This is a genomic window from Streptomyces sp. NPDC048288 (genome assembly GCF_043201555.1).
GTDB lineage: Bacteria > Actinomycetota > Actinomycetes > Streptomycetales > Streptomycetaceae > Streptomyces.
Window position 1 is genome coordinate 403705 of record NZ_JBICZD010000009.1, and the last position, 16731, is coordinate 420435.

Annotated in this window: 9 protein-coding genes and 1 pseudogene; all 10 read left to right on the forward strand. The window is 72.1% G+C overall.

Annotation, left to right across the window (positions count from 1 at the left end; genetic code table 11):
• The first annotated feature begins 106 nt into the window (after window positions 1-106).
• The 10 genes and pseudogenes from glgX (at window position 107) to ACGFZS_RS31990 (ending at window position 16693) form a co-directional block, all read left to right on the forward strand.
• Window positions 107-2338, forward strand: a complete 2232-nt coding sequence (glgX, locus tag ACGFZS_RS31945; protein WP_393797984.1) for a glycogen debranching protein GlgX — start codon at window positions 107-109, stop codon at window positions 2336-2338.
• A 75-nt stretch (window positions 2339-2413) separates the two neighbouring features.
• Entirely contained in the window at window positions 2414-3811 is a 1398-nt protein-coding gene (locus tag ACGFZS_RS31950) for a sulfatase (protein WP_393797985.1), read from the forward strand.
• A gap of 378 nt (window positions 3812-4189) precedes the next feature.
• Window positions 4190-4378: pseudogene (locus ACGFZS_RS31955) on the forward strand (RNA-guided endonuclease TnpB family protein); the annotation flags it as partial.
• 170 nt (window positions 4379-4548) lie between these two features.
• Complete coding sequence (locus ACGFZS_RS31960; RefSeq protein ID WP_393797986.1) at window positions 4549-6354, forward strand: ABC transporter ATP-binding protein; 1806 nt, start codon at window positions 4549-4551, stop codon at window positions 6352-6354.
• Window positions 6351-8213, forward strand: a complete 1863-nt coding sequence (locus ACGFZS_RS31965; protein WP_393797987.1) for an ABC transporter ATP-binding protein — start codon at window positions 6351-6353, stop codon at window positions 8211-8213. Before ACGFZS_RS31960 ends, ACGFZS_RS31965 begins: the two co-directional genes overlap by 4 nt.
• Before the next feature lie 23 nt (window positions 8214-8236).
• Window positions 8237-10126, forward strand: coding sequence for an ABC transporter transmembrane domain-containing protein (locus ACGFZS_RS31970; protein ID WP_393797988.1), 1890 nt, complete (start codon window positions 8237-8239; stop codon window positions 10124-10126).
• A complete protein-coding gene (locus tag ACGFZS_RS31975) occupies window positions 10123-11865 on the forward strand; it encodes an ABC transporter ATP-binding protein (protein WP_393797989.1) in 1743 nt (580 codons plus the stop codon). Before ACGFZS_RS31970 ends, ACGFZS_RS31975 begins: the two co-directional genes overlap by 4 nt.
• A gap of 307 nt (window positions 11866-12172) precedes the next feature.
• Window positions 12173-14206: a M4 family metallopeptidase gene (locus tag ACGFZS_RS31980; RefSeq protein ID WP_393797990.1), complete on the forward strand. Its 2034-nt coding sequence runs from the start codon at window positions 12173-12175 to the stop codon at window positions 14204-14206.
• Between the two features lie 251 nt (window positions 14207-14457).
• Window positions 14458-16107: a M4 family metallopeptidase gene (locus tag ACGFZS_RS31985; RefSeq protein WP_393797991.1), complete on the forward strand. Its 1650-nt coding sequence runs from the start codon at window positions 14458-14460 to the stop codon at window positions 16105-16107.
• A gap of 73 nt (window positions 16108-16180) precedes the next feature.
• Complete coding sequence (locus ACGFZS_RS31990) at window positions 16181-16693, forward strand: DUF1990 family protein (RefSeq protein ID WP_393797992.1); 513 nt, start codon at window positions 16181-16183, stop codon at window positions 16691-16693.
• The last annotated feature ends 38 nt before the right edge of the window (window positions 16694-16731 follow it).

Genomic DNA, 16731 nt, shown 5'->3' on the forward strand with positions numbered 1-16731 from the left:
CCGACCGTGCCCGGGACCGGGAGTCCGGGCCCGGTCGGCTGCCCGGACGCGGGTCGCGTGCGCCCCGGCGGTCGGCGAGCCGCGGGACACAATAAGGGGCCGACAGGTGACGAGCGCAGCCGAGCAGCAGGGGGCACGGGCGCGGGCCCCGAGGGCCGACGCCCCCGCGGTCAACGGGACGGCCCTCCCCGTCCCGTCGGCCTGGCCGGGGGCGTCCACGCCGCTCGGCGCCCGGTTCCGGGTGGGCCCGGACGGGGTCGCGGGGACCAACTTCGCGCTGTGGGCGGCCGGGGCGGAGGCGGTCCGGCTCTGCCTCTTCGACGAGCGGGGGCGGGAGACCCGGATCCCGCTGACCGAACTCACGCACGAGATCTGGCACGGCTTCGTGCCGGGTGTGCTGCCGGGTCAGCGGTACGGCTACCGGGTGGACGGCCGCTGGGATCCGTGGACCGGCGCCCGCTGGAACCCGGCGAAGCTGCTGCTCGACCCGTACGCGCGGGCGGTGGACGGCGAGTTCGGGCTGCCGCCCGAGGTGTACGGGCATGTCCGGGACTGGCCGGACCAGCAGGTCGCCGACACCGTGCGCGACGACCGGGACTCGGCGCCGTACGTTCCCAAGGGCGTGGTCGTCCACGATGACGACGACTGGTCCGACGACCACCGTCCGAAGACCCCGTGGGCGGACTCCGTCATCTACGAGCTGCATGTGCGCGGCTTCACCAGACTGCACCCGGGGATACCCGAGGAGCTCCGCGGCACCTACGCGGGGCTGGCGCACCCGGCCGCCGTCGAGCACCTGGTGAAGCTGGGCGTGACGGCCGTGGAGCTGCTCCCGGTCCACCAGTTCGCGCACGAGGACCATCTGCTCGGGCGCGGCCTCCGGAACTACTGGGGCTACAACTCCATCGGCTACTTCGCCCCCCACGCGGCCTACGCGGCCTCCGGTACGACCGGTCAGCAGGTCGGCGAGTTCAAGCGGATGGTGCGGGCGCTGCACGCGGCCGGGATCGAGGTCATCCTCGACGTGGTCTACAACCACACGGCGGAGGCGGGCGAGCTGGGCCCGACCCTCTCCCTGAAGGGCATCGACAACCGGGGCTACTACCGGCTCCAGGACGACGCCCGGCGCTTCGCCGACTACACCGGCTGCGGCAACACCCTGCACGTGGTCCGCCCGCACGTGCTGCGGCTGATCACGGACTCGCTCCGCTACTGGGTCACGGAGATGGGCGTGGACGGCTTCCGCTTCGACCTCGCCGCGGCGCTGGCCCGCTCGATGCACGACGTCGACATGCTCTCCCCCTTCCTGGCGGTCATCGCCCAGGACCCGGTGCTGCGCCGGGTGAAGCTCATCGCCGAACCCTGGGACGTCGGCTCCGGCGGCTACCAGGTCGGCGCCTTCCCGCCCCTGTGGACCGAGTGGAACGACCGCTACCGTGACGCCGTCCGCGACTTCTGGCGCGGTGCCCTCCCGGACGTCCGCGACCTCGGCTACCGGCTCTCCGGCTCCAGCGACCTCTACGCCTGGGGCGGCCGCCGCCCCTACGCCTCCGTCAACTTCGTCACCGCGCACGACGGTTACACCCTGCGCGACCTGGTGTCGTACGAGACGAAGCACAACGAGGCCAACGGCGAGCAGAACCGGGACGGCTCGGGCGACAACCGCTCCTGGAACTGCGGGGTGGAGGGCGAGACCGACGACGAGGGCGTACGGGCGCTGCGCAGGCGGCAGTTGCGGAACCTGCTGACCACGCTGCTGCTGTCGACGGGCGTGCCGATGCTGGTCGCGGGGGACGAGCTGGGCCGCACCCAGCGCGGCAACAACAACGCGTACTGCCAGGACAACGAGATCAGCTGGCTGGACTGGGAGTTGCCGGCGGACCCGGAGTGGCGGCCGCTGTTCGACCTCACCTCGCGGCTGATCGCGCTGCGCCACCGCCATCCGGTGCTGCGCCGCCGCGCCTTCTTCTCCGGCCGTGCCGACTCGGCGGACGGGCTGCGCGACCTGGCCTGGTTCACGGCGCACGGCGCGGAGATGACGGAGGGCGACTGGTACGCGCCGGCCGCCACCCTCGGCATGTACCTGTCCGGGCGGGACATCCCCGGCCGCGACGAGCGGGGGGCGCCGGTCCTGGACGACAGCTTCCTGACCGTGCTGCACGCCGGCGACCGGCCGGTGCGCTTCGTCCTGCCGGGCCCGCCCTGGGCCGCGCGCTACGAGGTGCTCGTGGACACCGCGCGGGAGGACCAGGGCGAGGCACCGGGGGTGGTGCACGAGGCCGGGACGGCGATCACGGTGCCGGGGCGGTCGGTGCTGCTGCTGAAGGTGGTCGGCTGAGGCAACGTTGCAGGCCCGTGAAATCCGGGGCGGTCGGCTGGCGGGGGCGACGGGCCCGCTGATCCACTGAAGCACATGCCTGAGATATCCCGTCGTGCATTCGGTGGTCTCCTCGGCGGCGGCGCGGTCACCGCCGTCGCCGGAGCGGCCCCCGCCGCCGAGGCCGCCGAGCGTCCCTTCGAGGCCCGTCCGGCCGCCTCCGGCAGACGCCCCAACCTCCTGGTCATCCTCGGCGACGACCTGGGCTGGGCCGACCTCTCCTCCTACGGCGCCCCGCACATCAGAACGCCGCACCTGGACCGGCTGGCCCGCCAGGGCGTGCGCTTCACGGACGCCTACTCCGGCTCGGCGACCTGCTCCCCCACCCGGTTCAGCCTCTACACCGGCCGCTACCCGGGCCGTACGCCGGGCGGTCTCGCCGAGCCCGTCGCGGACCGGACCCAGGGCCTGGACCCCCGCCACCCCACCCTCGCCTCCCTGCTGAAGAAGGCCGGTTACGCGACCGCGCTGATCGGCAAGTGGCACTGCGGCTGGCTGCCCGACTACAGCCCCACCAAGTCCGGCTGGGACGAGTTCTTCGGCAACTTCGGCGGGGTGCTCGAATACTTCTCCAAGCTCGGCCAGCTGGGCACCTACGACCTCTACGAGGGCGACGCCGAGTACCAGGACCTGCGGTACTACACGACCGTGCTGACCGAGCGGGCGGTCGAGTACGTGGGCCGGAAGCACGACACGCCCTGGCTGCTGAACCTCAACTTCACCACCCCGCACTGGCCGTGGCTGGCCGAGGGAGACGCGGAGACCGGCGCCGAGATCGCCGCGAGGATCAGGGCCGCGAAGAGCCAGGCCGAGATCGGCAGCGCGCTCAACCACTACGACGGCGGCTCGGTCGCCAAGTACACGGAGATGGTGCAGAGCCTGGACGCGGCCGTCGGCGAGGTGCTGGACGCGCTGCGCCGGTCCGGGCAGGAGGAGAACACCCTCGTCCTCTTCGCCAGCGACAACGGCGGCGAGCGCTGGTCGTACCTGTGGCCGCTCAGCGGCGAGAAGTTCGTGCTCCAGGAGGGCGGCATCCGGGTGCCGACCATCCTGCGCTGGCCGGCCCGGGTCGACGGCCACCAGGTCAGCCACGAGCCCCTGTTCACCCCGGACTGGACGGCGACCCTGCTGGAACTGGCGGGCGCCCGCCCCGACCCGGCGTACCCGCTGGACGGCACCAGCCTCGCGGGCTACCTGCTGCGCGGCGAACGGCTCCCGGAACGCGACCTGTTCTGGCGGGTCCGGGCCAACCGGGCGCTGCGGCGCGGTGATTGGAAGTACTACCGGGACGCGGCCGGCAAGGACCACCTCTACGACCTCGGCGCGGACCTCCGCGAACAGGCCGACCTCGCCCCGGACCGGCCCGAGCTGCTGGCCGAGCTGAAGGCGTCCTGGGAGAGGACCGCCTCCGGGCTTCTCCCTTATCCGGGCTAGGTTCTGGGGCAGGGTCGAGCCGAATGCCGACCGTCGCGGGCACCGCCCTACCGGAGAGGGAGCCATGTGGCGAAGGCTGGCGGGTCCGGTGGCCGGTCCGCTCGTGCTGTTCGTCGACAGCCGTGCCTTCAATGCGGCATCCGTGGGTGGTGCTGCTCCTCCTGATCCCCCTGACACTGATCGGGCTGGGGCAGCCGCCGGTCCCCGACCACAGGCAGGACCGTCTCCCGCCCACGGCGTACCGGCTGCCGCCGCGCAGTCGTTGACGCCCAGCCTGGTGTGCAGGTGAGTGAGACGGTTCGGTGAGGAATCCGGTTTCCGCGTAGCGGCGCGGGAGAAGCGGTATCGCCGCCGGGCGTTCCGGTGTCCGTCCGGGGAGCGAGATGCGGAGCGAGAACCAAGCACGCACTGCCGCTGTCCGAGCGCACCTACACCTGCACCACGTGCGGAACTGTCTCCCCCAGAGAAAAGAACTCCGCCCGCGTGATGCTCGTCCGGGCAGGGCTGAACCCGGCTGGTGCCGAGGGCGTAAGACCTCCGGGAGCGCCGCTCCCAGAGGCAGCCTGAGCCAAAAATAGTCCCGTCCGGCCCGCTCGAACCGGCATCAACCGATCGGCTGATGCCACGGATCCGGTTGTACGACCCTTCGAACGCGCTGGTCGCAGCCACGGCGGCGGAATCCGGTCCGGCCAAAACTCGGTAGGCGTTGTCAGTGCCGGTCCGTAGGCTCGCCCCTGATGCCTCCGACACGTGCAACCACCGAGGAACGGTCCGCCGTCCGTACCCTGCTGCGCCTGTGGCCGTACGTGCGGCCGGTGCGGGTACGGCTGTTCAGCGCGGCGCTGGTGGCGATAGCCGCCTCCTGCACGGGGCTCGTGATCCCCCTCGTCCTGAAGTGGATGGTGGACGGCCCGGTCGCCGACCGCGACCCCGGCGGGGTCTGGCTCGGCGCGCTGTACCTGCTGCTGCTCGGATGCGCGGAGGCGCTGCTCTTCGGGCTGCGGCGCTGGCTGGTCGCCAGGCCCCTCTCCCATGTCGAGGCGTCGATGCGCGCGGGCCTCTACGGCCATCTCCAGCGCCTGCCGGTCGCCTTCCACGACCGCTGGGCCTCCGGCCAGCTGCTCTCCCGGGCCACCACCGACCTCATGCTGCTCCGCATGTTCCTCGCCTTTCCGCTGACCTTCCTGCTGGTCAACGCGGTGACGATCCTCGTCGGCGTACTGATCATGCTGGCCCAGGACTGGACACTGGGCCTGGTCATCCTGGTCCCCGCCGTCCCCATGGTGTGGACCTGCGTGCTCTTCGAGAAGCGGTACGCGGAGGTGGCCCGGCTCGCCCAGGACCAGGTGGGCGACCTGACGACGGTGGTCGAGGAGAGCGTGCTCGGCATCCGCATCATCAAGGGCTTCGGCCGGCACCGCAGCCAGGCCCGCGCCTTCCGCGACCTGGTCCGCACGCTGCGGGGCACCGAGCTGCGCAAGGCGCGGATGCTGGCCGCCATCTGGGCCGTCATCGTGACCCTCCCCGAACTGGCCATCGGCGCGGCCCTCTTCTGGGGCTCGGTCCAGGTCGCCGACGGCGACCTCAGCGCCGGCACCCTGGTCGCCTTCCTCTCCACCGCCCTCGCCCTCCGCTGGCCGGTCGAGTCCATCGGCTTCCTCCTGGCGATGAGCCAGGAGGCGGCGACGGCGACGGAGCGGTACTTCGAGGCACGGGACGCGTTGGAGGAGGGCGAGGACAAGCGCCCCGTCAGGGGCACGGGGAACTGCGCGACCAGCCACGAACCACCCGCACCCGACAACGATGGCATCCGCTTCCACTCCGTCTCCTTCCGCTACCCGGACGCCTCCCCCGACTCACCGCCCACCCTCGCCCACATCGACCTCCACATCCGCCCGGGCGAATCCATGGCCCTCGTCGGCGCCACCGGCTGCGGCAAGACCACGCTCACCGCCCTCGTCCCCCGCCTGCACGAGACGACCTCCGGCCGGATCACCCTCGACGGCACCGACATCACCGCCCTGTCCCGCGAGGAACTCCGCACCCTCGTCGCCGTCGCCTTCGAGGAACCCACCCTCTTCTCCGCCTCCGTCGGCGAGAACGTGCTGATGGGAGCCGACGACAGCGCCGGCGAGCCCGAGCTGGCCCGCGCCCTCGCCGTCGCCCAGGCCGACTTCGCGCACACCCTCCCGCAGGGCACCGCGACCCAGGTCGGCGAGCAGGGCCTCAGCCTCTCCGGCGGCCAGCGCCAGCGCCTCGCGCTCGCGCGGGCGGTCGTCGGCCGGCCCCGCTTCCTCGTCCTGGACGACCCCCTCTCCGCCCTGGACGTCCACACCGAGGCCGCCGTGGAGGCGGCCCTGCGTGACGTGCTCGCCGACACCACGGCGCTGATCGTCGCCCACCGCCCCTCCACCGTGCTGCTCGCCGACCGCGTCGCGCTGCTCTCCGGCGGCCGTATCACCGCCGTCGGCACGCACCAGGAACTGCTGCGCGGCAACACCGAGTACGCCCATCTGATGTCCGGGGAGGATCACCGCCGATGACCGCCGCCACCTCCCTGCCCGCCCCCGACGAGGACGACGAACTCCCCCGCCCGGCCGAGGCCGCCGCCGGCGACCCCTTCGACCACGACGTCCTGCCCACCCCGCCCGGCGCCACGGCGGACCTGCTGCGTTCGCTGCTCGCCCCCATGAAGGCCCGGGTCGCCGGCACCACAGGGCTCCTGCTGCTCCAGCAGGCGGCGGTGCAGGCGGGCCCGCTGCTGGTGGCGTACGCCATCGACCGGGCCGTACCGGCGTTCCGCCGCCACGACCACGGCCCGCTGATCGCCGTGGCGGTCGGCTATGCCCTGAGCGCACTGCTCTCCGGCGGCCTCCAGTACGCGTTCGTCCAGGCCTCCGCGCGCGTCAACCAGGACGTGCTGCTCGACCTGCGCGGCCGGATCTTCCGCCACGCGCAGGCGCTCAGCATCGACTTCCACGAGCGGTACACGTCCGGCCGGCTCATCTCCCGCTCCACCACGGACGTCGAGTCGCTCCGCGAACTCCTCAGCGAGGGGCTCCAGGAGCTGATCACGGTCGTCCTCTCCTTCCTCTACATCTCGGCGCTGCTGCTCTGGCTGGACCTGGGCCTGGGCGCGGTGGCCGTGGCCTCGTTCGTCCCGCTGTACCTGCTGGTGCGGATGTACCAGCGGCGGGCGGTGCGGGTGTACAAGGCGCGGTCCACCGCGATCGCCTCGGTGATCGTGAAGTTCGTGGAGACGATGAACGGCATCCGCCCGGTGCGCGCGTTCCGCCGGGAGGCCGCCAACGACGCCGAGTTCGCCGTGCTCAACCGCCGCCACGAGCGCACCAACGGCGACGCGCTCCTGGAGATGGCGCGGTATGTGGTCGGCTCCCGGCTGGTCGCCAACACGTCGGTCGCGGTGATCGTGCTGTGGGGCGCGTACCGGGTGGCGTCCGGCTCGCTGGAACTGGGCGTCCTGGCGGCGGCCGTCCTCTACCTGCGGCGGCTCTACGACCCGATCGACCGGCTCGGCATGTTCCTCAACTCGTACCAGTCGGCGGCCGCCTCGCTGGAGAAGATCGCGGGCCTGCTGGCCCAGACCCCGACCGTGCCGGAGCCGTCCGTGCCGCGGGAGCTGCCCGCGCCGGAGAGCAGCCTGCCGGGCCGCGGGGTCGTCTTCGAGGGCGTCCGGTTCGCCTACCGCACCGGCGGCGAGGTGCTCCCCCGCTTCGACCTCGCCCTCCCCGCAGGGCAGACGGTCGCGGTCGTCGGTTCCACCGGCGCCGGCAAGTCGACCCTCGCCAAACTCCTCGCCCGCTTCTACGACCCGTCCGACGGGCGGGTCCTGCTGGACGGCGTGGACCTGCGCGAACTCGCCGTGCCCGAGCTGCGCCGCGGGGTGGTGATGGTCACCCAGGAGGCGTTCCTGTTCTCCGGCACGGTCGCCGAGAACATCGCCATCGGCCGGCCGGACGCCACCCGCGAGGAGATCGAGCAGGCGGCCAGGGCGATCGGCGCGCACGAGTTCATCGCCGCGCTGCCCGACGGGTACGAGACGGACGTCCGCAAGCGCGGCGGGCGCATCTCGGCGGGGCAGCGCCAGCTGGTCGCGTTCGCCCGCGCCCTGCTCGCCGACCCGGCGGTGCTGATCCTCGACGAGGCGACCAGTTCCCTGGACGTCCCCGGTGAACGGGCCGTGCAGCGGGCCATGTCGACGGTCCTGAAGGGCCGTACGGCAGTGGTGATCGCGCACCGGCTGTCCACCGTGGAGATCGCCGACCGGGTGCTGGTGATGGAGCACGGCCGGATCGTCGAGGACGGCCGCCCGGCCGAACTGATCGCCGGGACCGGCCGGTTCGCGGATCTGCACCGCGCCTGGCGGGACAGCCTGGCCTAGACGGGAGAACGGGGGCACTCAGGGTGATCGACGCGTACGAGGATCCGGGCACACCCGACGCGCGCGGCGGCTGGTACTACCTGTGGTGGCTGGTGCGCCGCCAGCCGGGCCGCTCGCTCGCCGGGGCGCTGCTGGGCAGTACCTGGCTGACGCTGATGGCCGGGACGCCGTACATGATGGCCCGGGCCGTCGACGACGGTCTGGTGCCGGGCGACACGGCGGTGCTGGCCGGCTGGACGGCGGCGATCTTCGTCCTCGGCGCGGTCAACTCGTGGATCAGCATCATGCGCCACCGCACGATGACCCGGGTCCGCATGGACGCCTACTTCCGCACGATCAAGGTGGTCGTCGGGCACGCGGTCCGGCTCGGCGCCGAACTGCCCCGGCGGGGCGGGGTCGGGGAGGTCGTCACCATCGGCGTCGGCGATGTGCACACCATCGCCCAGGCGCTGACCGTCGTCGGTCCCGGGGTCGGCGCGGTCGTGGTGTACGGGGTGGTGGCCGGCCTGCTGCTGCCGATCTCCCCGCTGCTGACGGGCGTGGTGCTGCTCGGGATGCCGGTGCTGGCCCTGCTGGCGGGCCCGCCGGCCCGGCGGCTGCAGGGCAGGGAGACCCAGTACCGGGAGCGCCAGAGCGTCCTCACCGCCCGCATCGGCGACCTCGCCGGCGGCCTGCGTGTCCTCAACGGCCTCGGCGGCAAGGGCCTGTTCGCGGACGCCTTCCGCCGCGACTCCCAGCACCTGCGCGCCCAGGGCTACCGGGTGGGCGCGATCGCCAGCTGGGTCCAGGCCCTGGGCGTGGGCCTGCCCACGGTGTACCTGGCGGTCGTGACCTGGCTCGCGGCCCGCTCGGCCGCCCAGGGCGACATCACGGTCGGCCAGCTGGTGTCCGTCTACGGCTATGTCGCGGTCCTCGTCGGCCCCGTCGCCTTCTTCGTCGACATGGGCTACGAACTCAGCCGGGGCGTCGTCGCCGCCCGCCGAGTCGTCCGCCTCCTGCGCACACCCCCGGAACCCGACACCGGCACCGCACACCCCCCGGCCGAACCAGCCGTCCTCCACGACCCCGCCTCGGGCGTCCGCCTCCGCCCCGGCCGCCTCCACGCCCTCGTCGGCGCCGGCCCCACGGAGACGACAGCGGTCGTGGACCGCCTCGGCAGATACGCGGCGTCGGACGTGACCTGGGGAGACGTACGCCTGGACGCCGTACCCCTACCCGAAGTCCGCACCCGCATCCTGGTCGCCGACAACGACGCCGACCTCTTCGAAGGCCCCCTGACCGATGTCCTCACCGGAGGCGCAAAAGCGCCCCAAAGGGGCGCGGGGCTGCATCAAATCTGCGGCTGCCGCCGCGCGGGCGCGACCAGCCCCCATCAACCCGCCGAAGCACCTCAGAACGCCGGCCACAACGCGCCCCAAAGGGGCGCGGGGAACTGCGCGACCAGCCACGAACCACCCGCACCCGCCGACGCACCTCCCACCCCACCCCCTGCCGCGCACCTCACCCAAGCCCTCCACGCGGCCGCGGCGAGCGACATCGTCCAGGGCCTCCCCCACGGCCTCGACTCCCAGATCGACGCGAACGCCCGCAACCTCTCCGGCGGCCAGCGCCAACGCGTCCGCCTGGCCCGCGCCCTGCTCACCGACCCGGAGATCCTGCTCGCCGTGGAACCCACCTCCGCCCTCGACGCCCACACGGAGTCCCTGGTAGCGGAGCGCCTCCGCGCCGCCCGCGCAGGCCGCACCACCCTCCTCACCACCACCTCCCCCCTGCTGCTGGCCCGCGCCGACGAGGTGATCTACCTGGTCGACGGCAAGGTCGCGGCGACCGGCACACACGAGGAACTGCTGGCGGACACCCCCGGCTACCGCGCCCTCGTCGCCCGGGACGCGGAGGAGGAGATCGCCAGGTGACGACGAGCCAGCTCCCCGTCGCGGGACGCGCCGCCGTACGCCGCGCGGCGGCTCGCCTGGTGAAGGCCGACCGCGCCGCCTTCACCGTCGCCCTGCTGCTGAACGCGGCGGCGGCCGCCACCGGTCTCGCCGGCCCCTGGCTGGTGGGCCGGATCGTGGACGCGGTCCGGGCCGGCCACGGCGTCGGCGCCGTGGACCGCCTCGCCCTCTGGATCCTGCTCTGCTCGCTCGCCCAGCTGCTGCTCGCCCGCTCCGCCCGCTACCTCGGCCACCGCTTCGGCGAGCGCACGCTGGCCCGGGTGCGCGAGGAGTTCGTGGACCGGGCGCTCGCGCTGCCCGCGTCGGTCGTGGAGCGGGCCGGCACCGGCGACCTGACCGCGCGCGGCACCTCCGACGTGAACGCCGTCGGCGTCACGCTGCGGGACATCGGGCCCGAGCTGCTGGTCTCCTCGGTGCAGGCGCTGTTCGTGATGGGCGCGGTGTTCGTACTGGACCCGATGCTCGGCCTGTTCGGGGTGGTCGGGCTGACCCCGATCTGGTTCGCGCTGCGCTGGTATCTGCGCCGGGCCCGGGACGGCTATCTCGCCGAGGGCGCGGCCACCTCCGGGGTCGCGGAGATCGTCACGGCGACGGTGGCGGGCGCCCGCACGGTGGAGGCGTTCCGGCTCCAGGAGCAGCGGATCGCGGCGAGCCGGGACGCGCTGGAGACCAACCGGAAGGCCCGTTTCTACACGCTGTACCTGCGGACCGTGTTCTTCCCGGCGGTCGAGGTGTCCTACACCGTCCCGGTGGCCGGGGTGCTGCTGGTCGGCGGGCTGCTGCACACGGGCATCGGTGTGGTGGTGTCGGCGGCGCTGTATCTGCGGCAGTTCACCGAGCCGCTGGACCAGATCCTGGTGCGGGTGGAGCAACTCCAGTCCAGCAGTGCCTCGTTCGCCCGGGTGGAGGGGCTGGCGCAGGCGCCCCGGGCGGCGGCTGACCGGGCGGCACCGGCGCCGGCGGACGACCGGATCGACGTCCGCGAGGTCCGGTACGCCTACGAGCGCGGCGGCGAGGTGCTGCGCGGGGTGGACCTCACGGTGCGGCCCGGGGAGCGGCTCGCGGTGGTGGGGCCGTCCGGCGCCGGGAAGACCACGCTGAGCCGGCTGCTGGCGGGTGTCGACGCGCCCGGCGCGGGGTCGGTGACCGTGGGCGGGGTGCCGATCGCGGGGCTGGAGCCGGAGCGGCTGCGCCGCCAGGTCGTCCTCGTCACCCAGGAGCACCATGTCTTCCTCGGCACGGTCCGGGACAACCTGCTGATCGCCGAGCCCACCGCGGGCGACGACGCCCTGTGGACGGCGCTCGCGGCCGTCGGCGCCGACGGCTGGGTCCGTGAACTGCCCGACGGTCTCGACACCCTGGTCGGCACCGGCGGTCGTACCACCGACGGTTCCCAGGCCCAGCAACTCGCCCTGGCCCGGGTGGTGCTGGCGGACCCGCACACGCTGATCCTGGACGAGGCGACCGCGCTGCTGGACCCGGCCACCGCCCGGCACGCCGAGCGCGCGCTGGCCGCCGTGCTGGAGGGCCGTACGGTCATCGCCATCGCGCACCGGCTGCACACCGCCCACGACGCCGACCGGGTGGCCGTGATGGAGGACGGCCTGCTCTCCGAACTCGGCACCCACGAGGAGCTGGTGGCGGCGGGCGGGGCGTACGCGGCGCTGTGGGCGACCTGGCACGGCGACCGGGCGCCCTGACCCGGGTCCTGGTTCTGGTCCTCCGCATGCACCTCCGGGCCGCCCGAACTCTCCGCATACCGAACATGAACATCCGGTCAACGAACCATTTCCGGCCAAGTTTCTGACGCGGTCCTGACAGATGGCGTTTTCTGGTGCCACTCTTCCCACGGCCGACTCACAGCAACCCCACAGAATCACCCCCTCGCTGCTGCCGGGTCGGGCACTGCACGCGCACGTGGTTCCGCCCTGTTCTGCCCGGACCGCCCACCCGCGGCCCGGATCTCCCCTGGCCGTGTGACCCGCGGCCACGCAGAAGGAGTCAGTGTTGAGCAGCAGTTCCTCTCGCAGACGCACCCCCCACCGCACCGCAGTAGTGGCCCTCGCGGGCGTCACCGCCCTGATCGCCGCGGCCGTCCAGTCGGGCGCCGCCAGCGCCGCCCCCGCGGCCCCGCGGGCCGGCAAGGTCAACCCGGCCCACGCGGCCCTGCAGCTCTCGCCCTCGCAGCGCGCCGAGCTGCTCCGCGACGCGACCTCCGAGCGGGCCGCCACCGCCGAGGCGATAGGCCTCGGCGCCAAGGAGAAGCTGGTCGTCAAGGACGTCGTCAAGGACGCCGACGGCACCCTGCACACGCGCTACGAGCGCACCTACGCCGGGCTGCCGGTGCTCGGCGGCGACCTGATCGTCGACACCGCCAAGTCGGGCGCCACCGAGCGCGTCGTCAAGGCGAACAACAACACGATCAAGGTCGCGGGCCTCACCCCGGCCAAGAGCGCGGCGAGCGCCGAGAAGACCGCCCTCGCCGCCGCGAAGACGCTGGGTTCCACCAAGTCGGCCGCCGACGGCGCCCGCAAGGTGATCTGGGCCGGTTCCGGCAAGCCCGTCCTCGCCTACGAGACGATCGTCGGCGGCTTCCAGGACGACGGCACGCCCAACCAGCTGCACGTCGTCACGGACGCGGCGACCGGCAAGAAGCTCTTCGAGTACCAGGGCATCGAGAACGTCACGGGCACCGGCAACACCCAGTACAGCGGGACGGTGTCGCTGACCACGACCCAGTCGGGTTCGACGTACAACCTGACCGACGGCGACCGCGGCGGCCACAAGACGTACAACCTGAACCACGGCACCTCGGGCACCGGCACGCTGTTCTCCCAGTCGAGCAACACCTGGGGCAACGGCACCACGTCGAACGCCGCCACCGCGGGCGCCGACGCGCACTACGGGGCCGCCGAGACCTGGGACTTCTACAAGAACACCTTCGGCCGCAGCGGCATCAAGAACAACGGCGTCGGCGCCTACTCCCGCGTCCACTACGGCAACTCGTACGTGAACGCGTTCTGGGACGACGGCTGCTTCTGCATGACGTACGGCGACGGCTCCGGCAACGCGGACCCGCTGACCGCCCTCGACGTGGCCGGCCACGAGATGAGCCACGGTGTCACCTCGAACACCGCCGGTCTCAACTACAGCGGCGAGTCCGGCGGCCTGAACGAGGCGACCTCCGACATCTTCGGCACCGGCGTGGAGTTCTACGCCAACAACTCCTCCGACGTGGGCGACTACCTCATCGGCGAGAAGATCGACATCAACGGCGACGGGACGCCGCTGCGGTACATGGACAAGCCGAGCAAGGACGGCGCGTCCAAGGACAGCTGGTACTCGGGGCTCGGCGGCCTGGACGTGCACTACTCGTCCGGTCCGGCGAACCACTTCTTCTACCTGCTGAGCGAGGGCAGCGGCGCCAAGGTCATCAACGGCGTCAGCTACAACTCGCCGACCTCGGACGGGCTTCCGGTGACCGGCATCGGCCGGGACAAGGCGCTGCAGATCTGGTACCGGGCGCTCACCACCAAGTTCACCTCGACCACCAACTACGCGGCGGCCCGCACCGGGACCCTCGCGGCGGCGGGTGAGCTGTACGGCACCACCAGCACCGAGTACAAGGCGGTGCAGGACGCCTGGGCGGCCATCGCGGTCGGCGCCCGCTCGGGCGGTGGCGGCGGTACGGGCACCTCGTACGAGAGCACCACGGCGGTGTCCATTCCGGACAACGGGCCCGCGGTCACCTCGTCGATCACGGTCTCCGGGCGGACCGGGAACGCGCCGAGCAACCTTCAGGTGACGCCGAATATCAGCCACACGTGGCGCGGTGACCTGGTGGTCGATCTTGTCGGTCCGTCCGGTACGTCGTACCGCCTGAAGAACTTCAGCTCGTCCGACTCGGCGGACAACGTGACCGACACCTACACGGTCAACGCCTCCTCGGAATCGGCCAATGGGACCTGGAAGCTGAAGGTCCAGGACCAGGCCGCACAGGATGTCGGCACGATCAACAGCTGGAAGCTGACCTTCCCGTAAACCGCAGGACACGGGGTTGCGCGACGGGCGCCGTCCGAGGGCTTCCAGCTCTCGGGCGGCGCCCGTTTTACATGGCCGCAACGTTCACCGAACACCTGCCTTTCGGCCAACATCACTTCAGGGTCCTGACATGTACGCGACCTTGATGTCACTCTTCCCTCACCCGTCGCACAGCACAGCAACTTCACATCACCAAAGCCGGGCCGGTAACCCCACTCCGCCCGGACTCCCCACATCATGAAGGAGCTTGAGTGAGCCCCCTCTACGCGCGTCACAAGCGCACCACGCTCGCCATCGCCACCGCTGTCGCCGCCGGCGCCCTGCTCACCACGGGTCTGACCGCCAACGCCTCGGCCGCCACCAAGCAGCCGCTGGCCGGCGCCCCGACCCTGCTCTCCAACTCCGCCCGCGCCGCCCTGATCCACGAGGCGCAGGCCGACGTCACCGAGACCGCGCAGCAGATAGGCCTCGGCGCCAAGGAGAAGCTGATCGTCAAGGACGTCGTCAAGGACGTCGACGGCACGGTCCACACGCGCTACGAGCGCACCTACGCGGGCCTTCCGGTCCTCGGCGGCGATGTCGTCGTGCACACCTCGAAGGCCGGCAGGACCGAGGGCGTCACCAAGGCGACCAAGGCCACCATCAAGGTCGCCTCGCTCAAGCCGCAGCTCACCGCCGCCAAGGCCGAGAAGACGGCGCTGTCCGCCGCCAGGACCCTCGGCTCCACCAAGTCGGCCGCCGACGGCGCCCGCAAGGTGATCTGGGCCGGCTCCGGCACCCCCGTCCTCGCCTACGAGACGGTCGTCGGCGGCTTCCAGGACGACGGCACCCCCAACAAGCTGCACGTCATCACCGACGCGGCCACCGGCAAGAAGCTCTTCGAGTACCAGGGCATCGAGAACGCGACCGGCACCGGCAAGACGCTGTACTCCGGCACGGTCAGCCTCACCACCACGCTGTCCGGCTCGACGTACTCGCTGACCGACGCCTCCCGCGGCGGCCACAAGACGTACAACCTGAAGCACACCACCAGCTCCGGCACCGGCACCCTGTTCACCAACACCACGAACACGTGGGGCACCGGTGCCGCCTCCAGCTCCACCACGGACGTGACCGCGGCCGCGGACGCCGCCTACGGCGCGCAGGAGACCTGGGACTTCTACAAGGACACCTTCGGCCGCAGCGGCATCAAGAACGACGGTGTCGGCGCCTACTCCCGGGTCCACTACGGCAGCAGCTACGTCAACGCCTTCTGGGACGACGACTGCTTCTGCATGACCTACGGCGACGGCTCCAGCAACACCCACCCGCTGACCTCGCTGGACGTGGCCGGCCACGAGATGAGCCACGGCGTCACCGCCAACACCGCGGGCCTCAACTACAGCGGTGAGTCCGGCGGCCTGAACGAGGCCACCTCCGACATCTTCGGCACCGGCGTCGAGTTCTACGCCGGCAACTCCTCCGACGTCGGCGACTACCTCATCGGCGAGAAGATCGACATCAACGGCGACGGCACCCCGCTGCGCTACATGGACCAGCCCAGCAAGGACGGCGGCTCCGCCAACTACTGGTCCTCGTCGGTCAAGAACCTGGACGTGCACTACTCGTCCGGTGTCGCCAACCACTTCTTCTACCTGCTGTCCGAGGGCAGCGGTTCGAAGACCATCAACGGGGTGTCGTACAACTCCCCGACCTACAACAGCTCCACGATCACCGGCATCGGCCGCGCCAAGGCGCTGCAGATCTGGTACAAGGCGCTGACCACGTACTTCACGTCCACCACCAACTACTCGGGCGCCCGCGCCGGCACCCTGTCGGCGGCGGCCGCGCTGTACGGCTCCAGCAGCACCGAGTACGCGACGGTGAAGGCCGCGTGGACCGCGGTCAACGTCGCCTCGTGACGCACTAGCGCCAGGTACGGAACGGGCCCCCGGGACGCAACCGCCCCGGGGGCCCGCCCTACCCTTGGCTCCCATGTCCTTCACGTACGAGGCGGTCGGCGCGACCCGCGAGAACCTCGCCGCCTGCCCGCCGGGCTTCCACCCGCTCCATGTACGCACCCGCATAGGCGAGGGCCGGGAAGTCTTCCACAGGGCCGCAGAGGCCGTCCTCACCTGGGAACTCCACCGCGCCCTGGGCGTGGGCATCGACGCCGCCGCCGACCGCGCGGCCCCCGGCGTCGATGTCACCGTCACCCTGGCCGGCCTGATCAAGGCCCCCTGCCGGATCGTCTGGACGGCGGAGGAGTCCCGCCGGGCCGGCTGGGCCTACGGCACCCTCGCCGGCCATCCCGAGAGCGGCGAGGAGGCCTTCCTCGTCGACCGCACCGGCGACGGCACGGTCTGGCTCACCGTCGCCGCCTTCAGCAGGCCCGCCAAGTGGTACGCCCGCGCGGCAGGACCGGCCACCCGCGGCCTCCAGCACGCGTACGCCCGCCGCTGCGGGGCGGTACTGCGCCGATTGTGCGCGGAGTTCTCCGAGGACTGACCCAGCGGGGCGAAGCCGGCCGCCTCGCCCCGGGTCCG